Annotated in this window: 27 protein-coding genes; 19 read left to right on the top strand and 8 right to left on the bottom strand. The window is 28.9% G+C overall.

The features are described 5' to 3' along the window. The 3 genes from OXH55_RS06450 to OXH55_RS06440 all read left to right on the top strand — a co-directional run bounded on the left by OXH55_RS06450 (position 1) and on the right by OXH55_RS06440 (position 1,396). Positions 1-912: a PSP1 domain-containing protein gene (locus OXH55_RS06450; protein WP_268048968.1), complete on the top strand. Its 912-nt coding sequence runs from the start codon at positions 1-3 to the stop codon at positions 910-912. A gap of 12 nt (positions 913-924) precedes the next feature. Then, entirely contained in the window at positions 925-1,128 is a 204-nt protein-coding gene (locus tag OXH55_RS06445) for a heavy-metal-associated domain-containing protein (protein WP_268048966.1), read from the top strand. A gap of 94 nt (positions 1,129-1,222) precedes the next feature. Further along, positions 1,223-1,396 (top strand): DUF362 domain-containing protein, encoded by a 174-nt coding sequence (locus OXH55_RS06440; RefSeq protein WP_268048964.1) that lies wholly within the window; start codon positions 1,223-1,225, stop codon positions 1,394-1,396. 41 nt (positions 1,397-1,437) lie between these two features. Here OXH55_RS06440 and OXH55_RS06435 read toward each other — a convergent pair whose 3' ends face one another. Both OXH55_RS06435 and OXH55_RS06430 read right to left on the bottom strand, forming a co-directional pair. Beyond that, on the bottom strand, positions 1,438-2,142 hold the full coding sequence (locus OXH55_RS06435) for an LrgB family protein (protein ID WP_268048962.1): 705 nt from the start codon (positions 2,140-2,142) through the stop codon (positions 1,438-1,440). Beyond that, complete coding sequence (locus OXH55_RS06430; RefSeq protein ID WP_268048960.1) at positions 2,139-2,489, bottom strand: CidA/LrgA family protein; 351 nt, start codon at positions 2,487-2,489, stop codon at positions 2,139-2,141. Before OXH55_RS06430 ends, OXH55_RS06435 begins: the two co-directional genes overlap by 4 nt. 235 nt (positions 2,490-2,724) lie before the next feature. On the opposite strand from OXH55_RS06430, the gene OXH55_RS06425 reads away from it, so the two are divergent. After that, positions 2,725-2,934 carry a hypothetical protein gene (locus OXH55_RS06425; RefSeq protein ID WP_268048959.1) on the top strand — a complete coding sequence of 70 codons (210 nt, stop codon included), beginning with the start codon at positions 2,725-2,727 and terminating at the stop codon, positions 2,932-2,934. 66 nt (positions 2,935-3,000) lie between these two features. Here the strand turns inward: OXH55_RS06425 and OXH55_RS06420 are convergent, their stop codons facing one another. The 5 genes from OXH55_RS06420 to OXH55_RS06400 all read right to left on the bottom strand — a co-directional run bounded on the left by OXH55_RS06420 (position 3,001) and on the right by OXH55_RS06400 (position 7,630). After that, positions 3,001-5,172: an HAD-IC family P-type ATPase gene (locus tag OXH55_RS06420; RefSeq protein ID WP_268048958.1), complete on the bottom strand. Its 2,172-nt coding sequence runs from the start codon at positions 5,170-5,172 to the stop codon at positions 3,001-3,003. Positions 5,173-5,177: 5 nt separating this feature from the next. Continuing rightward, positions 5,178-5,402 carry a hypothetical protein gene (locus OXH55_RS06415; RefSeq protein ID WP_268048956.1) on the bottom strand — a complete coding sequence of 75 codons (225 nt, stop codon included), beginning with the start codon at positions 5,400-5,402 and terminating at the stop codon, positions 5,178-5,180. A gap of 91 nt (positions 5,403-5,493) precedes the next feature. Continuing rightward, the gene (locus OXH55_RS06410; protein WP_268048954.1) at positions 5,494-5,790 is read right to left on the bottom strand and encodes a hypothetical protein; all 297 of its coding nucleotides are present in this window, start codon (positions 5,788-5,790) and stop codon (positions 5,494-5,496) included. Between the two features lie 177 nt (positions 5,791-5,967). Further along, entirely contained in the window at positions 5,968-7,113 is a 1,146-nt protein-coding gene (locus OXH55_RS06405) for an RNA-guided endonuclease InsQ/TnpB family protein (protein ID WP_268048952.1), read from the bottom strand. 61 nt (positions 7,114-7,174) lie between these two features. Continuing rightward, complete coding sequence (locus tag OXH55_RS06400; RefSeq protein WP_268048950.1) at positions 7,175-7,630, bottom strand: hypothetical protein; 456 nt, start codon at positions 7,628-7,630, stop codon at positions 7,175-7,177. A gap of 240 nt (positions 7,631-7,870) precedes the next feature. Here OXH55_RS06400 and OXH55_RS06395 point away from each other — a divergent pair, with 240 nt between their 5' ends. The 15 genes from OXH55_RS06395 to OXH55_RS06325 all read left to right on the top strand — a co-directional run bounded on the left by OXH55_RS06395 (position 7,871) and on the right by OXH55_RS06325 (position 23,167). Beyond that, on the top strand, positions 7,871-10,921 hold the full coding sequence (locus OXH55_RS06395) for a cation-translocating P-type ATPase (protein ID WP_268048948.1): 3,051 nt from the start codon (positions 7,871-7,873) through the stop codon (positions 10,919-10,921). Between the two features lie 268 nt (positions 10,922-11,189). After that, positions 11,190-11,699 (top strand): RNA polymerase sigma factor, encoded by a 510-nt coding sequence (locus tag OXH55_RS06390; protein ID WP_268048946.1) that lies wholly within the window; start codon positions 11,190-11,192, stop codon positions 11,697-11,699. Beyond that, positions 11,689-12,738, top strand: coding sequence for an anti sigma factor C-terminal domain-containing protein (locus OXH55_RS06385; RefSeq protein ID WP_268048944.1), 1,050 nt, complete (start codon positions 11,689-11,691; stop codon positions 12,736-12,738). Before OXH55_RS06390 ends, OXH55_RS06385 begins: the two co-directional genes overlap by 11 nt. Positions 12,739-12,866: 128 nt before the next feature. Then, positions 12,867-12,989 carry a hypothetical protein gene (locus OXH55_RS06380; protein WP_268048943.1) on the top strand — a complete coding sequence of 41 codons (123 nt, stop codon included), beginning with the start codon at positions 12,867-12,869 and terminating at the stop codon, positions 12,987-12,989. 192 nt (positions 12,990-13,181) lie between these two features. After that, the gene (locus tag OXH55_RS06375; RefSeq protein WP_268048941.1) at positions 13,182-13,337 is read left to right on the top strand and encodes a hypothetical protein; all 156 of its coding nucleotides are present in this window, start codon (positions 13,182-13,184) and stop codon (positions 13,335-13,337) included. Positions 13,338-13,545: 208 nt separating this feature from the next. Next, complete coding sequence (locus tag OXH55_RS06370; RefSeq protein ID WP_268048940.1) at positions 13,546-14,319, top strand: hypothetical protein; 774 nt, start codon at positions 13,546-13,548, stop codon at positions 14,317-14,319. Between the two features lie 279 nt (positions 14,320-14,598). Further along, on the top strand, positions 14,599-15,855 hold the full coding sequence (locus tag OXH55_RS06365; protein ID WP_268048938.1) for a hypothetical protein: 1,257 nt from the start codon (positions 14,599-14,601) through the stop codon (positions 15,853-15,855). A 737-nt stretch (positions 15,856-16,592) separates the two neighbouring features. Next, positions 16,593-16,817 carry a tyrosine-type recombinase/integrase gene (locus OXH55_RS06360; RefSeq protein ID WP_268048936.1) on the top strand — a complete coding sequence of 75 codons (225 nt, stop codon included), beginning with the start codon at positions 16,593-16,595 and terminating at the stop codon, positions 16,815-16,817. 249 nt (positions 16,818-17,066) lie between these two features. Further along, on the top strand, positions 17,067-17,771 hold the full coding sequence (locus OXH55_RS06355; RefSeq protein ID WP_268048934.1) for a hypothetical protein: 705 nt from the start codon (positions 17,067-17,069) through the stop codon (positions 17,769-17,771). 133 nt (positions 17,772-17,904) lie between these two features. Further along, complete coding sequence (locus OXH55_RS06350) at positions 17,905-18,312, top strand: cytidine deaminase (protein WP_268048932.1); 408 nt, start codon at positions 17,905-17,907, stop codon at positions 18,310-18,312. Between the two features lie 239 nt (positions 18,313-18,551). Beyond that, entirely contained in the window at positions 18,552-19,295 is a 744-nt protein-coding gene (locus tag OXH55_RS06345) for a tRNA1(Val) (adenine(37)-N6)-methyltransferase (RefSeq protein ID WP_268048930.1), read from the top strand. A gap of 85 nt (positions 19,296-19,380) precedes the next feature. Then, positions 19,381-20,223 (top strand): 16S rRNA (cytidine(1402)-2'-O)-methyltransferase, encoded by an 843-nt coding sequence (gene rsmI / locus OXH55_RS06340; RefSeq protein WP_268048929.1) that lies wholly within the window; start codon positions 19,381-19,383, stop codon positions 20,221-20,223. Between the two features lie 194 nt (positions 20,224-20,417). Then, positions 20,418-21,554: a C40 family peptidase gene (locus OXH55_RS06335; RefSeq protein ID WP_268048928.1), complete on the top strand. Its 1,137-nt coding sequence runs from the start codon at positions 20,418-20,420 to the stop codon at positions 21,552-21,554. Between the two features lie 324 nt (positions 21,555-21,878). Continuing rightward, complete coding sequence (locus tag OXH55_RS06330; protein WP_268048926.1) at positions 21,879-22,997, top strand: C40 family peptidase; 1,119 nt, start codon at positions 21,879-21,881, stop codon at positions 22,995-22,997. A 14-nt stretch (positions 22,998-23,011) separates the two neighbouring features. Beyond that, positions 23,012-23,167, top strand: coding sequence for a hypothetical protein (locus OXH55_RS06325; RefSeq protein WP_268048925.1), 156 nt, complete (start codon positions 23,012-23,014; stop codon positions 23,165-23,167). A gap of 23 nt (positions 23,168-23,190) precedes the next feature. Here OXH55_RS06325 and OXH55_RS06320 read toward each other — a convergent pair whose 3' ends face one another. Then, the gene (locus tag OXH55_RS06320; protein WP_268048923.1) at positions 23,191-23,439 is read right to left on the bottom strand and encodes an AbrB/MazE/SpoVT family DNA-binding domain-containing protein; all 249 of its coding nucleotides are present in this window, start codon (positions 23,437-23,439) and stop codon (positions 23,191-23,193) included. Between the last annotated feature and the right edge of the window lie 432 nt (positions 23,440-23,871).

Below are 23,871 nucleotides of genomic sequence, written 5' to 3'. Positions count from 1 at the left end.
ATGATAACAGTTGTAGGAATACGATTTAAAAAATCAGGGAAAATATATTATTTTGATCCTAATGGCTTAGATGTAAAGAGTGGAGATAGTGTAATTGTTGAAACAGTAAGAGGAATAGAGTTTGGGGATTGTGTAATAGGACCAAAAGATATACCAGAATCAGATGTTGTGACTCCACTTAAAAACGTTATAAGAAAAGCTGAAGAGGAAGATATAAAGAAGCATTTAGAAAATAAGCAGAAGCAAAAAGAAGCCTTTGATGTATGTTTGGAAAAAATAGAAAAGCATGATTTGCCAATGAAGCTTATAGATGTAGAATATACCTTTGATAATAATAAAATCATATTTTACTTTACAGCAGATGGAAGAGTGGATTTTAGAGAATTAGTAAAGGATTTAGCATCTGTATTCAGAACAAGAATAGAATTAAGACAAATTGGAGTTAGAGATGAAGCAAAAATGATAGGCGGACTTGGACCTTGTGGAAGACCTTTGTGCTGCTCTTCTTTCTTAGGGGATTTTGCACCAGTGTCTATAAAAATGGCTAAGGAGCAAAATCTATCATTAAATCCTGCTAAGATATCTGGTATTTGTGGAAGACTTATGTGCTGCTTAAATTATGAACAGAATACCTATGAGGAAATAAGAAAAGAATTACCTAAAGTGCAGTCTATTGTTGAAACGCCTTATGGAAAAGGGGAAGTTATAAACAATTCAGTAGTTAATGAAAGTGTAAGAGTTAAAATTAAAATTAAAGATGGAGAAGATATAATACAAGATGTTTCCATAAAGGATATTAAGCTTGTATCAGGAGAGTATGAATATACTGAAGAGATCAAGGAAGAAGATATTAAATTAGAAACTGAAGACATAGATGAAGAAGTAATAAGTGAACTATTGAAAGAAGACTAAGGGGGAAATAGTATGAAATCTCTTATAAAAGTTTCTAATATGCGCACTGCAAAGGATGTAGGAAAGATAAGAACTGCATTAGGTAATTTAGAAGGAATAGTTGCTTGTCAAATAAAGAAGGAAAAAGGGGAAGTAGACATCGTATATGATAATTACTTCATAAGTATCGACAAAATATATGATTTATTAGAAGATATGGGGTATACTGCAATATGAAAACTACCTTTAAAAAATAATGAAAACATGGTAAAATAGGAAAAGACATTGATATTTTTATATCAATATATGTAAAATCAAGGAGGTGTTTTTCATGGCATTTAAAATTAGTGATGCTTGTGTAAGCTGTGGAGCTTGTGCTTCTGAATGTCCAGTAGGAGCTATAAGCCAAGGAGATTCTCAATTTGACATCGATGCAAATACTTGCATAGATTGCGGAAACTGCGCAAATGTATGCCCAGTTGGAGCTATATCAGCTGACGAATAAAATCGATAAAAAAAGATCGTCCAAATAAAGACGATCTTTTTTTATTTTAAAAATATATTTAATATTTTAAGTATGAAGGGAGCAGCGAAAACTGTAATAAGTCCAGCAATACCTATAGATAATCCACTCATAGCGCCTTCAGTTTCTCCAAGTTCTAAGGCTTTTGTGGTTCCTACTGCGTGAGATGCAGTACCAATAGCAATTCCAACAGCTACGTTATCTTTTATTCTGAAACATTTGCAAATCAAAGGACCTATAACAGCTCCTATTATACCGGTTAAAATTATAGCAGCAGCAGTTACAGCAGGGATACCTCCTAATTGTTTTGATATTTCTATTCCTATAGGTACTGTAACTGATTTTGGTACCAAAGAAATATTAAGTGCCTTATCAAGATTAAGTAAATAGCTTAGTGAAACTATACTTGTTATTCCAATACAAGAACCGCTAGCTATGCCTACTAAAATAGGAAGAGAATTTTCTTTCAACAGTTGTATTTTTTTATATAATGGAACAGCTAATATAACGGTAGCAGGTCCTAAAAAGAAAGATATAAATTGTGCTCCCTCATTATAAGAATCAACACTGATATTAAACTTTAATAAAAAGGAAATTATTAAAATAATACTTATAAAAAGAGGATTGAATATTGTTAGTTTTGTTTTGTGATATATAAAACAACCAATTTCAAAGGCAATTAAAGAAATTAATATGCCGAAAATAGGGGTTGATATAAAATCTGTCATTTATTTCTCCTCCTTATCATTGATTGAACAATTATTCCTGTTGAGGACATTATTATTATTGTTGAAAAAAACGATATAGCAATTATTGCAATCCAATTATCTTTTAGAATTGGAAAGCATGAAATTAAACCTACCCCAGCAGGTATAAAGAAAAAAGCTAAATGGTCTAATAAAAAATTGCTAAATTCTTCTATCATGTCTAATTTTATAACTCTTGTACATAAACATGTTAATAAGATAAGCATACCAAGAACACTTCCAGGTATAGGAAGGTTAAGAGTGGTATGCAATAATTCTCCCGAAAACCAAATGATAAGTATTATTGAAGATTGTCTCAATAATTTCAAAGTATCACCTCTCTTCGTTATATATAATATACCTTTTTGTGAACAAAAGCTTAATTATAGGAAAAGAGAAATTAGTAAAATAATTCAGTATATTAAATTGCTAAATACAGTAATCTCCAAATTTGAATAGTTAAAAAGCAAATTGCAGTTTATATAAAAAACAATTATGAATAAGTGTAATAAATAAAGCAATTCAGTCATATGTTTGTAATAAAACAATGGGGGGAGGACAAAAATGAGTATCTGGGATAAACAACATAGAGTATGTGGTACATGCATACATTGGAAAGGAAAAAGAAGAGTTAATTTTGGACATATAGAAGTACAGTGTGAAGAAGGAAATTGCAAGAAACCTGATGGGTGTTATAATATGAAAACTATGCAGGGGTATAGTTGTTCAAAATGGAGAGGATTTTCACCAGGAGATATAAAAGCACAATCTTAAAAGTTACAGAGAAAAGAAGAGAAGTTATAAAAAATAGCTTTAAAATAGATTTTCTCTATTTTAAAGCTATTTTTTATAAAGATTATTTTTAAAATCAATAGTGGGAGGACTATAAATTTTTTTAGGATGTATATATTTTATTCTTTCATTTAGAATAAGAACACTTAAAGAACTTATAGTATGTAGGGATTTACCTGCAAAAGGACCTATGCATCCCAATATTGATAATATACCTAAAACATAATTATATAGTTTTACATAATTTATGCTTTGATTTATTTTTTTATAGGATTTTTCTGATAAGGAAATAAAATCAAATAAGGTGTTCATGTTGTCATTAAAAATCAAACAATCAGAATGAATTTTAGTTTTATCGCAGGCAGAATTTGCAAAGCTGATACTAACATCAGCAGCTTTCATAGCATCAAGATCGTTAATACCTTCACCTACCATAATAACAGTATTATATTTTTTCTTCTGACTAATTATACTGAATTTATCCTCATTAGTGCATTCACTATAAATATTTTTAATGTTTAGTTTTTTAGCTATATGAATACTTCTTTCATAAGTATCGCCAGTAAGAAGTGATATGTCATTTAATTCTTTAAGGTTTAAGTTTTTAATAAGTTCATAGGAAGTTTCTTTTAAAGTATCTTCCATGGCAATTATGCTTATTATTTTATTATCAATACTTACTAAGATAGGAGTAAGACACTGTTTTTTATAATTATTATATTTTTCTATAGCTGGTGCTAAATTAATATTATTTTCTTGCATAAGATCAATATTACCTATTAAAATATCTTGATTATTGTAAGAAGCACTTATTCCTTTAGAAGGAATTAAAACAGAACTTTGGAGTTTATGTAAATCATATTCATTACTTATTTCTTCTCTAAATGTAATAGATATAGGATGATAACTATTTGATTCACAGGCTGAACATATTTCTAGTAAGTCCTTTGTAGAATAATTATTATCAAGTATATCTATTGCTTTAATTTCCATTTTACCTTTTGTTATAGTTCCAGTTTTATCAAAAACTATGCTATCAGCCTTTATAACATTTTCTAATACATTTGGATTTTTTAAGTATATATTGTATTTACTTAATAGAGAAAAATAGTTTTTCATTCCTATACTAAGTGCAGTTGAAGCAGCCGATGGACAAAGAACAAGTATAGTTGATAAAGAATATAATATATTTCCAGTTACTAGGTAAGTAAGACCAGCTGCAGCAAGCGAGAGTGGAGATGATAAACGATGATATCTCTCAACATTTTTACTTATTTTTAAGTGTTCAATAGGAAATGTTTTTTTAGATAGTTCTTTTGGTTTTTTAGTAACCTTTATTTTTATTTCTCCACTTATTAAATTAAAACCCTCATAAACTTTATTATGGATTTTAAGGGTATTTACAACAGGTTGTCCGGTGTAATATAAGCTATTTATAGTTGCAGAGCCGTCTATAATTTCTCCTTCTACTGGAATAACTTCTCCCTTATGCACAATTACAATGTCATTTGTATTTATGCTGCTGATAGGAACAAGAATTTCTCCGTTATTTTCATTATAAAGCCACGCCATATTAACATTTTGTGCCATATTTTGATTGAGTAATCTCATACATTGTAAATCAGCAGATAGTTTTATGTAATCTGTTAAAGATTTTAGTACAAGAACACCAATACCTTTGGTACTTTCCCTTAAAAGAGTAAAGGATATTGCTGTTAGATTTAAAAGAATATCACAGTCAGCAGGTACTTTTTTAGTAAATTTGCCATAAAATTTTTTCAAAAGAGGATAACCAGCTATAATAGTAACTGCAGATGCTGCTTTAAGTGCATTTATATTTCTACTAATAGAAAACTTACCGAACATAGCTTGCTTTATTTTGAAGATTATGTATGTAGAACTCCAAAATAAGAATCTTTTCTTAGCTCTGTTTCTTAGGTCTATTGTTTTAAAGTATATATGGTAATTATGCAAATCTTGAATTTTGTTTTGACAAGAAGAAGTTAGAGCATTTTCTATATTTTCTTTTAATATATCTGATTTTAGTTTTGTCTCATCAAATATAACAAGAATACTTCCAGTGTTACTATCAATTTTTGATTTTTTAACTCCACATAAATTATCAGTATATATATTTATATATTTTGCAAGTGATTTGTTATATATAATTTCACTACTTCTAAACCTAATACGTCCTGGGAGTATACTAACTGCTTTCATAGAACTCATTCCTTTTCTTTTTTAAGTCTATTCTTGTATTTTTCAGCGTTTCTTAGTTTAGCTTCAGTAGATATATCATCAAAAAAACTTTTCGATTCTTCTGCCCAAAACAAAGTTTCTTCTACAGTTTTTACTGCAATAGATCTAAGTTCTTTTTTTGAACTATTATAGAGCTTGCTGCTTATTAAGCCTAAAGCTAGGCCCCAAAAAAATTTCTTATTATTAGCCATAACACAACCTCCATATACTGTTGTATTAAAAAATTATATCCATAGAAGGTGTTTTTAAACATATATATAGAAGTATGTGTTAGGTTAACTATTAGCGGTTGAATATAATATATTTCATTATTTTCTTATAGATATCTTTGTTTCCACTTTTTTCACTTTCAGTAAAGAGAAAATCACTTAAGGTTTTAAAATAGCGTCCCCAGAGATTAATTAAATCTTTTTCTAACATTGGATTTTCATTTGCTTCTTGCAAGCTTAAGATTAGAGCGGCTTTTACCTGAGGATCAATATTATTTAAGGTTTCTTTTATTTTTTTTATGTTATATGAATCATTGTATACGGAATTATTCTCTAAAGTACTAACTCTCATGTGTGCGCTGCTACTCAAAATATGGACAAATATACCCATATCGAGATTTTTACTGCTTCACCGTACTCTGCTTTGCCTAAGCTACTACAGTTTGTATAGCACTCCACAGTCGTTAATTCCCCAAATAGCCTTGGGTACATATATACGATTACTTGATTATACAACTTCGTATATTTTTGCATTTTCTAAATTAATTTAAGCATTATAATCCCTATCTAAAATAGAATTACATTTATTACATTTGTAAACTCTATCAGATAGTTTTAAATCTTTCTTATATGATCCACATACACTACAAGTCTTACTTGATGGATAAAATCTATCTACAATTCTTAACTCAATTTTATTAAGTTTACATTTGTATTCAAGTTTAACTCTAAACTCATAGAATTTCTGCTGTGCTACTGCTTTAGATAAATGCTTATTTTTCATCATTCCACTAACATTTAAATCTTCAATAGTTATATAGCTTGGTTTTTGCTTAACTAGTTCATTAATTGTCTTATTTATATAATCAGTTCTAATGTTAGTCAATCTTTGATGAATTCTCTGTACCTTAACTAGTTGTTTTTGAATATTTTGCCGAGTAGCTTTTCCTTTCTCTTTTTTATTTCTTAATTTCAAACTCTCATATTTCCTTGAAAGTTTTCTTTGTTCTCTTTTTAGTCTCTTTTCTAATTGCTTAATCTTAGCAGTTTTATTAATATTTTTCTTGTGAACACCATTAGAGATAATTGCAAACTCTTTAATTCCAACATCTATTCCAATTCCTTTTGTATAAGGTTTATCTTCAACCTTATATTCTTCTTCGATTATTACTGATACAAAATATCTATCAACTTTCTTGGATACTGTACCATTAACAACTTTTGAATTAGTTGGTATATATCCAAATTCTTTTAATCTAACCCACTTCAAAGTAGGTATATTAAGTCTATGCCTTTCTATTTTCCAATCTGTTTTATTATTTTTAGGAAAATATAACTTAACATTTGATTTATTTTTTTTCTTAAATCTTGGAAATTTAGATTGACCTTTGAAAAATCTATTATATGCAGTTTCTGCATTACAGATAGTTTTCTTCCTTGCTTTTGAACCACATAAGTTTATCCATTTATATTCTTCTAAAAACTTAATTTCATTGTTTATATATTTATCAAAATTATTTGCATTTAACTTAGCTTCTTTTTTAGAAATCAATCCTTCTTGAAACTGTTTATACAATTCTTGGTTTTTACCTAAATATTGATTATATAGCCATCTACAAATACCAATACTTTGATTAATCTTCTTTCTCTGTTCCTCTGTTGGATATATTTCTGTCTTGTATGCTCTTAGCAATTATTTGTTATCTCCTTTTACTTAAAATTATTAAACTATATATCAACATGGTTACGATATACTAACTTTGTTCAGCTGAGTTCATTCGTCTTTTTTTATTATTATATTGAGCCTCAGCTGCTATATCTTCTAGATTTTCTCTCATGGTTGATGTGGTTTCTATAGTTTTATCAACAACTGTGTAGATACCACTTAGTATTCCTACAGCTAATTTCCTGAAAGGATTATGCATTTCTATTGAAATACTAGTTTTTCCTTTTGAAAAATTAGCAGAGGCATTGGTGGTTTGCAATGGAGGATTTTCTAGTTTAGACATTATACTTTCCATATTACTATTGATTTTTTCAAGATTTTTATCAAAGGATTTAAGGCTTTCATTTACCTCTAATCTATTTTTTTCAAGCATTGATATCTCATTATTTAAATTGTTGTAGTTATTTTCAAGTGCTTCTATTCTTTTTATTATGTCATTGTTATTTGGGGTAGTATTATTTTGATTATTAGTATTGTTTTCCATAAACAACCCTCCTTATTATATGACGATTATAAAAAACAAAATACTATTAACAAAAAAGTATAAAATATTACAGTATAGTTTTGGCTAAAAAGATAATTTTAATACATTTAAAAAAAGGAAAATGTATTAAAACTAAAAAGAAAATTTTTAGAATAATTATAAATCTGGTGGGAATTACTATATATTATTATAAAATAAGAAAAATTATATATAATAGAGATTTGAGGGAGGAACAGTCTAATGTTTAATGCCTTAAAAAAGGCAAAAAATAATTGTATGGATAAAGAAGTGTTGTGTAAAAGAATACGACTACCAGTAAAAAATATTTATAGAAATGAAGAAGAATGTGAAAAGCTTTCAAAGTTTATTTTCACTATAAAAGGTGTAGTATCAGTTAGAGCTAATCCAATAACAGGAAGAATACTGGTTATATATGATGAAGAATTGGTACACAAAGAGATAATTAAAGAACAAATATATAAATATTCAGCAACGTCTAAACCTGTAGAGAATGCTAATGTAGTAAAGCTTAATAGAACAAATTTTTTAGAAGAAACAGCTTTACCTATTGCTGTAGAAAAAGAATTATTGGAAGAAAATAAAGTTGAAAATAATACAATTAAACAGAAGACAATTGAATATAACGTAGAAGGTAATGTAATTACAGACTTATTTAATACCAATAATCAGTGTTCTTATTGGCACTGTATGGATAGGGAGCATATTAGAAAAGTTCTTAACACCGATTACCAAAAAGGATTAAGTGAGAAAGTATACAAACAAAGAATACACGAGGTAGGGTTAAATGTACTTACCGAGAAGAAAAAAAAGTCTTTGCTTAAAAAATTTTTTGATGGTTTAAATGAAATTTCTAATAGATTACTTATTGGAGTCAGTGCCGCTTCTTTATTTTTAGGGCACGTAGCAGATGCTGTAGCTATAATGGGAATAGTACTAGTAGAAACAACTTTAAGCATAATTCAGGAACATAAAGCAGAAAAATCTATTTATTCTCTTAAGAGCATGATGGTTCAAAAGGCAAGGGTAATAAGGAGTGGAGTAGAGAAAGAAATAGATGCTGGAAAGTTAGTGCCTGGAGATGTTATTTTACTAGAAGCTGGAGATAAAATTCCGTCAGATTGTAGACTGATACAATGCAATGATTTGAGAGTTTCTGAAGCAGAACTTACGGGAGAGTCAAAGGCAATATCAAAGTCTATTAAGGAATGTAGTAAAGATACAGAACTTGCAAACAGAAAGAATATGTTATTTATGGGTACCAATGTACTTTGTGGAAGAGGAAAAGCTGTTGTTGTAGAAACAGGAATGAAAACAGAAATAGGTAAAATAGCAGCTATGCTTCAGAATATAAAAAATGAGTTAACTCCTCTTCAAAGAAGATTATTTAAGTTTAGTTCTAAGCTTACAAAGGTATGCTTAGGAGTTTGCTTAGGCTTAGGTGGAGTAGGACTTTTGATGGGTATGCCCTTAGCTCAGGTATTAACTGTTGGAACAAGTTTTGCAGTAGGAGCATTACCTGAAAGCTTACCAGCCATAGTTACAATTGCAATGGGATTAAGTGTTCAAAGATTGGCAAAGAAAAATGCTATTATTAGAAAGCTTAATGCAGTTGAAACTTTAGGGAGTGCAAATGTTATTTGCTGTGATAAAACGGGTACTCTTACAATGAATGAGATGACTGTTAAAAAAATATATGCAGATAAATGCTTATATTCAGTTTCAGGTTCAGGGTATGAACCTTCAGGAAACATAAAACTATTAGATGGTTATGAAGAAGAAAATGATGCTTTAAAGATGCTTTTAACAGATGGAGTTTTATGTAATAATGCTTCGCTGGTTCAGGATGATAGTGGAAAGTGGAATATGGAAGGAGATCCAACAGAAGGAGCGCTAATTACTGCAGCACATAAAGCTAAATTAGATGTTGAAGGAATTATAAATAGACATAAAAGATTGAAAGAAATCCCTTTTGATAGCACAAAAAAGAATATGATAGTTCTTGTAGAGAATGATGAAAACAAAACAGTTTATATAAAAGGTGCTCTAGATAAAATTATAAATAAGTGCACAAGTATATATGAGAATGGTCATGAAAGATTATTTACTATAGTAGATAAAGAACGGATAATGAAAGTTTGTGATGAAATGTCAGATGATGCTCTCAGAGTTTTGGCTTTTGCATATAAGAAAGTTAGTAGTGAAAAGGATGCTATATATAATAATTATGTATTTTTGGGGCTTGCAGGTATGGAGGACCCACCAAGAAAAGGTGTAAACAAAGCCATAAAAAAATGTCATAGAGCGGGAATAAAGGTTGTTATGATTACAGGAGATCACAAAAATACAGCGGCTGCTATAGGGAAGCAATTAGGACTTTTAGACGGTGGACTTGTAGTTTCAGGTCCAGAACTGTCACAAATGAGTGATGAAGAACTTGATGAAAAAATAGTAAATATACAGGTCTTTGCAAGAACATCACCAGAGCAAAAATTGAGAATTGTTAAAGCTTTTAAGCGATTTGGTTATGTAGTTGCAATGACTGGAGATGGAGTAAATGATGCTCCAGCTATAAAGGAAGCAAATATAGGAATAGCTATGGGCGGGAACGGAAGCGATGTTGCAAAGGATGCAGCTGATATTACCCTTGTAGACGATAATTTTTTAACTATAGTAAATGCTGTAGAAGAGGGTAGAACTGTAACTAATAACATAAGAAATACAATGAAATATCTGTTGGCAGGAAGTCTTGGAGAAATATTAGCAATAGGTGCTGCAGCTGCAGTAACGGGTACTTTACCATTGCTATCCATACAAATTCTATGGACTAATGTAATTTGTGAAACTATACTTGGAGCGGCACTTGCAGTAGAACCTGTACATGAAAAGATAATGGAAAAGAGACCAATTAGAAATGATACAAAGCTCATAGATAATAAACTAGGAATACAAATTTTAAGAAGAGGCGGCTTAATAGGAGCGACTTCTTTTGCTGTTTTTGGGGCATATAATTATCTAGGAGTTGGTCTTGCTAAAGCAAGAACTATGGCGTTTAGTAATTTGATTTTAACTCAATTGGCTAATGTATACAGATGTAGAGATAATAAAGAACTTTCAAATAACAGGTATATGAACATATCAGTAGGAATTTCAGCTGCTTTATTATTGGGAATACTTTATATTCCACCAATAAGTGGAGTGTTTAGAACAGTAGCCTTAAATCCTTTAGATTGGGCTGTGCTTTCAGGTATGACAGCAGTAAGTCAAATTTGAATAAAATTGTGAAACAACTTAAACCAAAACAAGCTTAGAGGTATATAAAATTTATCTTTAAGCTTGTTTTTGTATTGGTTAAGGTTGTAAGTGGACGTGTGTTCATTTGCGGTCTTTTTTATATTAATAGAAAATCTTCAATATAAATATTTAGTTTTTTATGAAAAAAGTGTATACATTTCTTTATAATTGTTGTTATATAAGTGAAAGGCCTGAGGTACAGTGTAAAACTGGAATGTACGTTCTAGAAAAGTTAAGGGAGTAAAACATGGAAAATGAAAGACTAGAAGAAATTCTTATGAGCGAAATAAAGATAGTTTATAGATATCTAATTAAAATTGGTGTGACAGTAGAAGATGCGGAAGATGTTATACAAGATACTCTTTTTAAAGCTATTAGTTATATTGATTCTATAGAAGAGGATAAAGTGTCATCATGGCTTTTTAAGGTATCTCTTAATAAATACTATAATCTTTATAAGAAAAAAAAGAGAAAAATAGAAATTTATCTGGATGATGATGTGATAGCTAACTTAGTTGTGGATAACTCAGCTGAAAATTATATTGTATACTCTGAATTAAAGGATGATGTGCACAAGGTTTTAAATTCTTTAAAAGAGAGTTATAAGAATCTACTTATATTCAAATATGTAATGAACTTATCCTATAAGGAAATCGGCAATATTTTAGATATGAAAGAGGAAAAAGTTAAGGTATATCTTTATAGAGCTAGGAATAAATTCAAACAATTGTGGGAGGATTGTGGATATGTCAAATAAAAATGATTTAAATGTGGATGAAAAAAACATAGATGAATTATTTGAAAACTGTAAAAAGAATAAGTTGAGCAAAGTAGTTAGAAAGGCAAAGTGGTTTTCTATTATAAGAAATATAATTATTTGTATATTTGTAATAATAGCTATTTCAATAGCTAATTTACAAGCACTTGGCAGTAAAGGTCAAAAACTATTAGATGATATTAAAGAATTCAACTATATTTCTGCTCCAAATACATTTATATCACAATACATGGTACATGTTGGAGGACTAAATGGCGATATACAATACTATACTTATAAAATAGTTGAAGATAAGCCAATGTATTTTGATCAAAAAAGGTGGAAGTACAGTATCATACCACTGTTTTCTGAGATGATAGCTGATGTCACTAATATTAGTATTGGAAAAGCTGAAACTGAGCAGCAACTTTATGATAACCCTAAATACAATAAATACGGAAGAGAACTTATGAAATTCTATTATCCATATGTAAAATATGATAAATATCAAAATGATTTGCAGCTAGTAGATAAAATTGGTGATAATAAATCCATGGAAATGGTTTTGTCTTTTGATAAATTATATTCTATTGATGAGGTTAACAAATTGATACCTAAAGATATTACATTAACTTGGTATTGGGTAGATACTTCAAATGATAAAGAAAAAGAAGAACATAAATCTAGTGAAATGGATTATGCTAATGATAATACTAAAAAATATATTTCTCCAAATGAAATTGCTTTAGAAGATAAAGTATATGGTATAAAAGTATTAGATAGGCATGGTGTAATAAAGGAAAGTCCTGAAAATACATTTATAGATGTTATTGAAAGTCAAAAGGATAAAAAGAGCAGATTTCAATCTGAATATAAGAGAATATATGATAATTTAAAAGGAAAAGATAACAAAGTAACAAAAGATGATTTGAAAATTCAAGGAGTAGTGGTTACTGGAAATGTTGAAGAGATGAAAAAGTTAAAGGAGCTTCCTTTTATAAAGGCATCTTCACTTGGAATTGTAGTAGATAAATATTAGTATTATTAAAAGTCTGTAATTTTAATTTTTAGAATTACAGACTTTTATATGTTTTTATATTGTTAGGGGTAATTTTAAGGGGGATATGATAAACTGAAACAAATAAATTAATAAAGGGGCTATATATTATGGGTAAAATTATTGAAGATGAACATTATTATGATAATAAATATATTGTTGTTGACGACATAGTAGAGTTTGAAAGGGTATATATGATTGATGAAGACAAGTTCCCCTTTAAATATCAGTAATAAAGTAAGGTTAAATTAATTTGATACATAATATTCTGAAATTATGATACAAAAGGTTAATAATCAAGGAAGTTATTAAGACATAATAGCAAAAAAATTGTGAGGATACTAGCTCCCGCAGCTGTGGGAGTTTTTATTATGCTAAAATTGGCTTTAGTGCAGTCTTTCCAATAGGAATAGGTAAATGTTTAGGTGGCAATACTTCTTAAACGTGAGGTATTGCTATGGAAAAGTAAAAATGAAGTAAGAATAGGATTATTAATTTTATTAGCAGCTGTAGCTTTATTAGGCATTGGAATTAGTTATTGTAGTATTAAAAGAGTAGCTCAAGATCAGTTACTCTTTTAATTTACTAAACATATGTTTAGCGTACATAGGATACTACTTTTATTCAGTTAAGGATTAATATGGTATAATTGGACATGTGTTGTTATGACATATTTATGGAAAGTGTAAATGATATGAGTCAGAAAACATACCAATACAGATATACTTGAGATATTTGTTGCAAATGGAAATATGACATAAAAAGATAGTTTATAAAAGGGGATAAAAAATGAATAAAAGAAATTTAGCGGTATCTGCATCAAAAGTTGGTTTATCACTTATACCTCTTGTGGGTTCATTATATAATGAGTTGATATTATATTTTGATGAAAAAAGGATAAATGGTAGATTCCAACGAATTGAAGATAAATTAAATAAATATGAATTAAGTATAGAAGATATTTCTAAGATTATAGAAAAATTTAAAGATCATGAATACTATGTACTGAGGAATAATCTGAGAAACGTTATTACTACGTCATTACCAGAAACAGTAGAAACATATAACAATGCCCTAATAGAATATATTATGGATGAATCTAATCGTAGCATGAATGAGGAAGTAAGTGAGATTATTTCGCAGCTAAACAAAAATGATATAGAACTACTAAAAAGATTAAAAAAATTTATAAACTCAGATTTTAAGCAAATTGAAAAAGAAAAATGTTATGAAAAGCACGAAAAAACTAGTGAAGACAAGTTTGTTAGCAGAAATATTATTTGGGGTAACAATACGATATTCTTGAAAGATTATAGAGCATATTATCTAGAAAATTCTGATGATTTTCCTTCAGTAGATCTACTAATGAACATAGGGTTTAAAGATTCTAAAAATAATCCATATTACTATTTTGCATATGAATCAAGATCTTTGATTAAACTTCAAAATTTAGGAGTGGTTTCTTTGGATTTTATATCAACCCTTGGTACTATATCATCAGGGAATATAGATAGGATACATATTAGTATCTTTGGAGAAAAACTTTTAAATTATATTGAATAAGTTTCAATCTCGGAAGGTAAAGGTATTTCATATTATATAAAAATTACGAAGAAATTGTTTTGTTACATATAGCTCCAGCAGCTGCTGGAGTTTTTATTATACTAAAATATACTTTAGTGCAGTTAAAATTTAGTTGAATATCTAATTTTTGATATAATAGGGCTTGTATCAGTTAAATTCCTAAGTGTAACTATTGTCTATAACTAGAAGTTCGAATTGGTAATAAAAGTAGTATAGTAAATTAAACTCACTAAATTTTTTTGATAAGAAGGCGATTTTGTGAAAAAAGGATTATTATTGGGAGCAGGTTTCTCATTTGATTTAGGTATGCCATTAGTAACTGGTTTAACTAAGGATTTCTTTCATTTTTTAAATGAAGAGCGATTAACTAGATTCATAGAATCATGGAAAATGGCAGAGCCTTATGGAGAAGATCATCCAATTGATAAATTAGCTTTAGAAGATGTGTATGATTTAGTCCAAAAGTATAGGAAGAACACAGACTTAAACTATGAAGAATTTCTAAAAGAGCTTCAAGATATGGCTAATTCAAGTGTAAGTCAATGTTGTAGAAGGTCGTATCAATTTGTTTACGGGATATTTCGAGATATGTTATGTGAATTATTTTATATGTATCATGTTCACAATTATCCAATATATGAAATTAATAAGAAGTTTTACGAAGATTTCAATAGTATAGTTGGAGACGATCCGCTATGGGTTATGACATTGAACCACGATTTGCTGATTGAGTTTTTGTGTATGGACAACAATATCCCTGTAAGTTTTGGCTCTACTGGAGAAGTACAATTTCCGATTAGCAATCTAGATTTTTCTAATTATGTAGAGTTTGGTACTGTTAGAAGAGATAATTTAAATATTTCTGAGATGAATTTTATCTTAGACGGTAGGGGGGTAAATATTGTTAAGTTGCATGGTGCACTTAATGAATATTCTTATAACAATGACAAAGAAGTCATTCATATTAATGTTACTAAAAAAGAAAAACCAATTGACTACTTAAATAAAGTATCTAAAGTAATGCATGAAATGAAGTATTTTGTGAATGGGAGAAGTATGAGAGTTGGTGGTGAAATTGCTGTAAGTGATATGGATGGAGAGTTACAGTTTTTAAGGACTTCAATTAAAACTGGTGGTTATAAATATAGTAAAACATTAAATCCTAAACCTGGTGAAGAAAAACTCGTACTTTTGGATCAGATTTTAAGTTCATTAGATGAGGTAACCATTGTTGGATATAGTTTTTGTGATAAACATATCAATACAAGACTTTATAATGCCATGTTAAAAAATGAGAATTTAAAGGTATGGGTTATCAATCCTTCAAGTGGAAAAAATGAGCTATTTGAACCTTTTGACTATAATTTAAGAGTACGTGGTATTAAATGTTGTACACCAGAGTGGTTAAACTATAGAGCTAATGAAAATTGGTCAATTAAGAATGATGAAATTTTGAAATTGATGAGAGAGAAGAGGGGCGATATTGAAATAAAGTTCAGAAATAATAAGCTTTGAGTACAAGAAATGTGAGTTGAACTTCCTATAAAGTAGCAATTTCCAATTATCCATATTATATAAGAAAATTGCTACACAATAACAGAGAATAGTGTATAAAATGAATGTAAACTTTTGAATAAAACATTACATTCTGAAGAATTAATCAAAGCATTGATATTAAAGGGCTATCACCAAACTAAGGTGTAGCTCTTTTTTCATTATTGTATTTGAATGTAATGTTTTATAACTGTATAAAGTAAAACTATACATTTAAGCTGCTGAAGCTGGGAAATTTTTATTTTTATTAGGGTGAGATAAATAAAGTTAATAAGGGGAAAGGCTTATAAGTTTTTACTTATAAGCCTTTGGGGGTATATTAAAGTGTTAAAAAAACAGTGTATACAACCTATTAACAATTATTTCCAGGAAAATAAAAAATATTCAAAGATTAAAAGTTAAAGGTTAAAAGGATTATATATAAAGAGTTATCAATAACACTTGAGTTACGCATAATGTTGATATAATATCAATATGAGTAATTAACAGATGTATAAGGAGAGAGAAAAAATGGAAAGAGTAGAACCGATAAGAGCAGAGAAAAAATAAAAGATTTAAAAAATATTTACTAGGAACTAATAATATAAGAAACTATGCGCTAATAGTTTTAGTTTTAAACTCAGCACTAAGGATCAGTGACATATTAAATTTAACATGGGATTAGCAGAGAGGGCCAAAATAAGCCTATATCACGCGGCATGACACTAAAGATTGTAAAAAGTTCTTGTTCGGCAGTAAGAATAAAAGAAAATATAGGCTGCGATAGTTTGAGAAAGACTTTTGGATATCACAGTTGGAAAAAAGGAGTATCCCTACCAGTTATTATGGGGCTGTATAATCACAGTAACCAATCCGTAACAAAAATATATCTTGGAATTTTACAGGATGACATAGATTCAGTCTATCGTCTTGTAGAATTATAATAGAGTACTGCTCTGCTTGAAAATAAAGTATTGAAAAGGTGATTTATGGTAAAATAGTACAAGTAATTGATGAACAATATAAAGATATTGTATAGTAACAAGCTAAATGTATTAAAACATGATTCTAGAATATTGTTCATCAATAAGCTTTGAAAAAACACTGTTATAGAAGAATTATAGGATATAATAAATACTATTAGACAGGCGTTATAAATTTATGAGCAAGTTAAGAATACAGGAGTTGTTAATTTGAAAAAATTAAAAGCAATTATTATTTTGATACTTTCACTAATCGGTATAATTATATTATCAGTAGGCTCTTTCGTATTGATAGGAGTTATTCAAGCGAAGTTATTTTTACCCCAAGAGTATATAATGTGGATTTTTAAATCACCTTCTTCAAGATTAGTATTTATTTATGAATGGTATATTATATTTGGATTTGCTTATATTTTTAGCAAGGATTTAAGAACTTTTATATTATGGGTTATTAATTCAAAAAAAAGCTTTATCAAAAGGCATAAAATGTCCTTTCTCTTTACTTTCGTAATACTTAATATAGTACTGATGTACACCATACTCTATAATGTTACTGTTATAACCAATAATAAGATAATAAACTATACGTTTTTATCACCACAGGGTAAGGAATATGGATACAACGATATTGTAAAAATTGATACAGGAGTTTATGGTAAAAAGCAATATACACATTCAAAGGGGGATTTTTATTATATTATACAATTAAATGATGGCACTAAAATTGATTTAACTGAAATGGGTGGGGCTAAAAATGATGATGACTCTCGATTCATTATTGAAAAACTTGACAGTCAATATGTAAACATGGGTATTTCTAAAGTATCAAGTATGGATAATTTTGAATACTGTACCAAACATTTAGATAAGATTTATACTGATAAGATACGAAATATATTAGTAAATATCAAATGATACGAGTATTTAATTGATACACATTTTTCTTAAATCATGGAGTAAAAGATTAAGAATCAAGGAAGTAGTTAAGTCACAATAGCAAAAAAAATATGAATTAAATAATACAAACAAAAGAGGGGGAATAAATAATATGAATATAGAACAGGAATTATACAAAAGGGCTGTAGATTTTATAAAACAAAGGTATCCAATTGATTGGGGCGGTGCTGCTGTAATGTATACTGAAGATGGTGATTTTTTAATAAGTGTTGCTCCAGAAGTTCATAATGAAGGGGCTTCTTTGTGTATTGAAACAGGAGCAATTTGTGAAGCACACAAATTGATGAAAAAAGTAACACATTCAATATGTGTTGTAAGAGATGATGAAAACTCACCATTTAAGATATTAACACCGTGTGGAATTTGTCAAGAACGTTTATTTTATTGGGGTGATGATGTAAAAGTAGGTGTATACTCCAAAGAGGATAAAATAATTTTTAAAACACTAAAAGAAGTTCAGCCATATTATTGGTATGAAGCATATAGGGATGATGAGTAATATTTATGATATATAAACTCCTAAGCTCCAGTAGCTGCGGGAGTTTTTGTTTACTAAAATATAGCTTTATCTGATTCTTTAACAAAAGAGTATATAAGAGTTCTTAATAAGTTTGATTTGAAATTTACCTTTGATGTATAATGAAATGATGTTTATATAATAATTAAATAGATAATGTCAAAAAGTAATAGAAAGTAATAGAAAGTAATAGAATGAAATTTAATAGAGTGGTGATAGATATGAATAGAGAATTAGTAAGAGAAGATGAAACTTTAGATGATTTACAATTAAAAGGGCTGCATGTTATACAGAAAAAAGAAGGTTTTAGATTTGGTGTAGATGCAGTTTTACTAGCTAATTTTGCACAAGTTAAAAGAGGGGCTAGGGTTATAGACCTATGCAGTGGAACAGGGATAATTCCTTTTATTATAGCTGGTAAAACAGGAGCTTCAAAGATAACTGGACTTGAAATACAAGAAGAAATGGTAGAGATGGCTAACAGATCTGTAGAGTTTAATGGATTAGAAGATAGAATGGATTTTATACATGGAGATTTAACAAATTTAGAACTTTTAAAAAGTTTACCAAAGGCTGATGTTGTTACGGTTAATCCACCGTATAAGCTATGTAATTCGGGGCTTGTAAATCCTAATGATAAATTGGCAATAGCAAGACATGAGGTGTGTTGTACTTTGGAAGATGTTATAATTGCCTGCAGAATTCTTCTAAAGGATAATAAAAGAATGTACATGATACATAGACCAGATAGGCTTGCAGATATTATAACTCTTATGAGAAAGCATAAAATTGAGCCTAAAAGAATACAGATGATTCATCCTAATACTAAGAAAGCGCCTAATATAGTTTTAGTTGAGGGACAAAGAGACGGTGGAGCTTTCCTAAAGTGGGAGCCTCCTATCTATGTGTATAATGACGAGGGTGGATACTCAAAGCAAATAGATGAGATTTATGGAAGAGAGTAAAAATTAGTTGAAAGCTTAAAGTTAATAATTGAGAATGGATGTTAAATTTAGATACGGAATTTAAATTAGAAAGGAAAGAAGAAATATGAGCGGTAAGTTATACGTGGTTCCAACTCCTATAGGAAATTTGAAAGATATTACATTAAGAGCCCTTGAGGTATTAGAAAATGCTGATATGATAGCTGCTGAAGATACAAGACAGAGTTTGAAGCTTTTAAACCATTTCAATATAAAAAAGCCTCTTATAAGCTATCACAAGTTTAATGAAAATGTAAAGAGTGATGATATTATAAATAAATTAAGAGAAGGAAAAAATATTGCATTAGTTTCAGATGCAGGAACTCCGGGTATTTCAGATCCAGGAAGTGTTATTATACAAAAATGCATAGAAGAAAATATAGAGTTTGAGGTGCTAACTGGTGCTACAGCTGTTACTACTGCCCTTGTTTATTCGGGTTTGGATACTACTAAATTTTTATTTAGAGGATTCCTGCCAAGAGAAAATAAAGATAAAAATCCAATTATAGAGGAATTAAAGGGAAGACAAGAAACTTTAATTTTTTATGAAGCACCTCATAGACTTATAAAAACTTTAGAGTTTTTATATGAAAATTTAGGAAATAGAAGAATTGCAATTTGTAGAGAGCTTACTAAACTTCATGAAGAAATTATAAGACTGCCTTTAGAAGAAGCAATTAAATATTATAATGAGAACAAACCAAGAGGAGAATATGTTCTTGTAGTACAAGGTAAAAGTGAAGAAGAAATAAAAAAAGAAGAAGAAAAAGAATGGGAAGATTTAACTATAGAACAACATATAATAAAGTATATGAATGAAGGTTTTTCTAAAAAAGATGCAATTAAAAAAACTGCTAAAGACAGAGGTCTACCTAAATCAGAAGTATATAAATACTCTTTAGAATTATAGGTAATTGACATAGATTTAAAAAAATAAACTCCTTGGTATTTTCTAATGAGAACAGAATAATTAAAAGAATATCGTTATGTAAAATAGTGATTATAAGATAATATACCATTTGTAATTTATTTACAAATAACCTATAATTATATATATAATATTTACAAAATATTACAATTATAATTATAGGTGGGGAGTAGAGAATGAATAAGAGACTGATTGTATTAGTAACAGCAGTATTATTGTTAGTTTCCATGAATACCACTGTTGTTTTATCACAACCATCATCAGATAAGGATAAGACTAATCAAAAACAACTTCAACAGCATAGAATAGAATATAATAATGTATACAAAAAGGCAGAACAATTTGAACAAGCTGTTGAGTATTTAGATAATGAAATAGAAACTAAGATGCAGGAAATAGAAATAAATAATAAGAAAATAGAAGATATTAAGAATAAGATAGAACTAGTTGAAAAAGATATACAAAAAGCTGAAGACGATATAGCAGCTGAGAAAAAGCTTTATAATAAAAGAATGAGAGTTATGTATATGCATGGTACAGGTGGTGGATATATAGATATAATATTTGGGTCTAAAGATTTAAATGATTTATTTTCAAGAATACAAACTATAAAAAAAATTACTGAACTTGATAAAAAAATAGTTAAAGAATTAAAAGATAATCAAGATGGGATTAAAGCAAAAAAAGAAGAGTTGACTAAAAAGAAAAATGAATTAGTAGCCTTGAATTCGGAGCAGCAAGAAAAAATAGAAAAGCTTAAAAATGATAAAGAAGAACAAAGTAAACTTATTGAAGAAACTAAAAAGCAAACTATTTTATACGGAAATATATTAAGTGATGATGAGAAGCAAATAAATGAAACTAAAAAGATAATTGAAGAAATAAGAGAGAAAGTTTCTATGGATAAACCTTCAAGGGGATTATTGGCTATATCATCAAATGCTATAGTTACATATGCTAGTGATTATTTAGGAACGCCATATGTATGGGCTGCTAATGGACCTGATAGTTTTGATTGTTCAGGTTTTGTTAAATATGTTTATGCACATTTTGGGATTGAATTACCAAGATGTTCTTCTGCACAAGCAGCAGTAGGAACATATGTAGAGAAAGAAAATTTACAACCTGGTGACCTAGTGTTTTTTGCGAATGACGGAGGCGAAGGAACAATACATCATGTAGGAATATATGTAGGGAACGGTTGCTATATTCATGCTCCAAGAACTGGAGATGTTGTTAAGATAAGTTCTTTAGATGTTAGGACGGATTATGCAACGGCTAGAAGGGTTGGTAAATATATAAAAAATAATTAAATAGTTATGGATTAAAAAACTGGCTTATTTTCAGCCGGTTTTTTTTATTTATAATAAATAATATAAAAATAAATTAAAGTTGTTGTTTAATATAGGTATAAAAGGTAGAGTTGTTTAAAGAATACCAGAAATTATAAGGGGTTAACATAATTTTAAGGAATAAAATTGGAAAAAATTATGGCGCATTTTTACTACAAAAGTTTAACATTTAATGTTATAATATAATAGAATATAAAATGTGTGACAAAGTTATTACAAATTGAGTTGGTAATTTATAACATAGAGAATTGACATATATAATAATGGGAATAGGGAGATGGGAGAATGAACAAAAGACTGGCTACATTAGTAACAACAGCGGCGTTAATAGTTTCAGTAAGCACAACAGCTGTATTAGCAGAACCTTTATCGGACAAGCTTAAATCTCAACAAAAACAACTACAGCAGCATAAAGCTGATTATAACAGTGCCCAAAAAAAGGTAGAAAAACTTGAACAAGCTATTGAACATTTAGATGATCAAATAGAGACTGCTATGGATGAAATAGAAAGTACTAAGAAAAAAATAGAAGATATTAAGAAAAAAATAGAATTAACTGAAAAAGATATACAAAAAGCTGAAGAAGATATGGAAGCTGAGAAGAAGCTTTATAATGAAAGAATGAGAGTTATGTACATGAGAGGTGCAGGCGGTGGATACATAGATGTATTACTTGGTGCAGAGGATTTAAGTGACTTATTCTCAAAAGTACAAGCTGTGAAAAAAGTATCTGAACTTGATAGAAAAATGGTTAAAGAATTAAAAGAAAAACAAGAGGAACTTAGAATAAAAAAAGAAGAGTTAACTAAACAGCAGAAGGAATTAGTAGCTCTAAATGCAGTACAACAAGAAAAAATGGCCAAGCTAAAGAAGGATAAAGCTGAACAGGACAAGCTTGTTAAGCAAGCGAAAGCACAACGTTCAGTATATGCAAGTAAATTAAACAAAGATAAAAAATTAATAGATCAAACTAAAAAGATGATACAACAGATGAATAATCCATCTTCAAGTTCTAATAATAGACCATCAAGAGGAGAAAATGCTGCTTCAGCATCATCAAGTGAAGTAGTTTCATATGCTATGAAATTCCAAGGAACACCATATGTTTGGGGAGCTAATGGACCAAATAGTTTCGATTGTTCAGGTTATGTAAAATATGTTTATGCTCATTTTGGTGTTAGATTGCCAAGAGTATCAAGAGATCAAGCAAGAGTTGGAACATATGTATCAAGAAGTAATTTACAACCAGGAGATTTAGTATTCTTTGGAAAAGGCAGAATACACCATGTAGGAATGTATGTAGGAAATGGCTGCTATATTCATGCGCCAAGAACTGGTGATGTTGTTAAGATAAGTTCTTTATCTTCAAGATCAGATTACGCTACAGCTAGAAGAGTTAGATAATATAAGAAAAGTGTATGACACTTTTCAGTAGCCAGGGACTAATTAAAAGAAAAATCAAAAGAAAATTAAATAAAAACAAACATGAAAAAAGTAAGAATATAGATGTTATCTATGTTCTTACTCTTTTTTATTCTATTGAAAATAAAAACCCTTCAAGAAACGGTTCTTGAAGGGTTTTGCAAACATAAATATACTATTTTACTTCGTCTTTTAAAGTTTCTAAGCAGTTTTTGCAGATGTTTTTACCTCTGTAGTTTATAACGTTTCTAGCATCTCCACAGAAGATACAAGCTGGCTCATATTTCTTTAATATGATTTGTTCTCCATCTACATATATTTCTAAAGCGTCTTTTTCAGCGATATCTAAAGTTCTTCTTAATTCTATTGGAATAACGATTCTTCCTAATTCATCTACTCTTCTTACTACTCCTGTTGATTTCATTTGATGATTCCTCCTTAAATTTATAATCATTTAATTATTTTACATCTTTCGACAATGTTCTACTTAAATAATAACAAGTTTGACAAATGAAGTCAATATATAAATTGATTTTTTTTTGGTTAAGTTACAAATTTCTTATTAACTTCCATCTAAAGTTAATATACTACCAAATTATTCAAATGTCAATATTTTTTTAAAAGTAAAATACAAATTTTTACTATTGCTATGAGGCAAGGCATATCAGGGTATTGAATAGGTACAAGCTAAAAAAGGGATATTTAACAGTAAAATATAGGTAAATACAAGGGTTGCAGTATTGTAGAATAAAATAGTAATTAAATGGATATTGGACAAGTTGGTGTCGAAAAAAATTTTTAAGATAAGATCTTTATCATTTTGGAATGTTAATAATTTCAATAATATAAAAGTATT

This window comes from Clostridium ganghwense, from assembly GCF_026735165.1.
Taxonomy (GTDB): Bacteria; Bacillota; Clostridia; order Clostridiales; family Clostridiaceae; genus Clostridium_H; species Clostridium_H ganghwense.
The sequence above is the reverse complement of the archived record's forward strand: the minus strand, read 5'-3'. Positions and strand labels throughout refer to the sequence as shown.

Bases quoted from the DNA above. Each gene is read 5' to 3' on its own strand.
- OXH55_RS06450 (WP_268048968.1), top strand. From the start codon at position 1: ATGATAACAGTTGTAGGAATACGATTTAAAAAATCAGGGAAAATATAT.
- OXH55_RS06445 (WP_268048966.1), top strand. From the start codon at position 925: ATGAAATCTCTTATAAAAGTTTCTAATATGCGCACTGCAAAGGATGTA.
- OXH55_RS06440 (WP_268048964.1), top strand. From the start codon at position 1,223: ATGGCATTTAAAATTAGTGATGCTTGTGTAAGCTGTGGAGCTTGTGCT.
- OXH55_RS06435 (WP_268048962.1), bottom strand. From the start codon at position 2,142: ATGACAGATTTTATATCAACCCCTATTTTCGGCATATTAATTTCTTTA.
- OXH55_RS06425 (WP_268048959.1), top strand. From the start codon at position 2,725: ATGAGTATCTGGGATAAACAACATAGAGTATGTGGTACATGCATACAT.
- OXH55_RS06420 (WP_268048958.1), bottom strand. From the start codon at position 5,172: ATGAAAGCAGTTAGTATACTCCCAGGACGTATTAGGTTTAGAAGTAGT.
- OXH55_RS06415 (WP_268048956.1), bottom strand. From the start codon at position 5,402: ATGGCTAATAATAAGAAATTTTTTTGGGGCCTAGCTTTAGGCTTAATA.
- OXH55_RS06400 (WP_268048950.1), bottom strand. From the start codon at position 7,630: ATGGAAAACAATACTAATAATCAAAATAATACTACCCCAAATAACAAT.
- OXH55_RS06395 (WP_268048948.1), top strand. From the start codon at position 7,871: ATGTTTAATGCCTTAAAAAAGGCAAAAAATAATTGTATGGATAAAGAA.
- OXH55_RS06390 (WP_268048946.1), top strand. From the start codon at position 11,190: ATGGAAAATGAAAGACTAGAAGAAATTCTTATGAGCGAAATAAAGATA.
- OXH55_RS06385 (WP_268048944.1), top strand. From the start codon at position 11,689: ATGTCAAATAAAAATGATTTAAATGTGGATGAAAAAAACATAGATGAA.
- OXH55_RS06380 (WP_268048943.1), top strand. From the start codon at position 12,867: ATGGGTAAAATTATTGAAGATGAACATTATTATGATAATAAATATATT.
- OXH55_RS06370 (WP_268048940.1), top strand. From the start codon at position 13,546: ATGAATAAAAGAAATTTAGCGGTATCTGCATCAAAAGTTGGTTTATCA.
- OXH55_RS06360 (WP_268048936.1), top strand. From the start codon at position 16,593: ATGACACTAAAGATTGTAAAAAGTTCTTGTTCGGCAGTAAGAATAAAA.
- OXH55_RS06350 (WP_268048932.1), top strand. From the start codon at position 17,905: ATGAATATAGAACAGGAATTATACAAAAGGGCTGTAGATTTTATAAAA.
- OXH55_RS06345 (WP_268048930.1), top strand. From the start codon at position 18,552: ATGAATAGAGAATTAGTAAGAGAAGATGAAACTTTAGATGATTTACAA.
- rsmI (WP_268048929.1), top strand. From the start codon at position 19,381: ATGAGCGGTAAGTTATACGTGGTTCCAACTCCTATAGGAAATTTGAAA.
- OXH55_RS06335 (WP_268048928.1), top strand. From the start codon at position 20,418: ATGAATAAGAGACTGATTGTATTAGTAACAGCAGTATTATTGTTAGTT.
- OXH55_RS06330 (WP_268048926.1), top strand. From the start codon at position 21,879: ATGAACAAAAGACTGGCTACATTAGTAACAACAGCGGCGTTAATAGTT.
- OXH55_RS06325 (WP_268048925.1), top strand. From the start codon at position 23,012: ATGACACTTTTCAGTAGCCAGGGACTAATTAAAAGAAAAATCAAAAGA.
- OXH55_RS06320 (WP_268048923.1), bottom strand. From the start codon at position 23,439: ATGAAATCAACAGGAGTAGTAAGAAGAGTAGATGAATTAGGAAGAATC.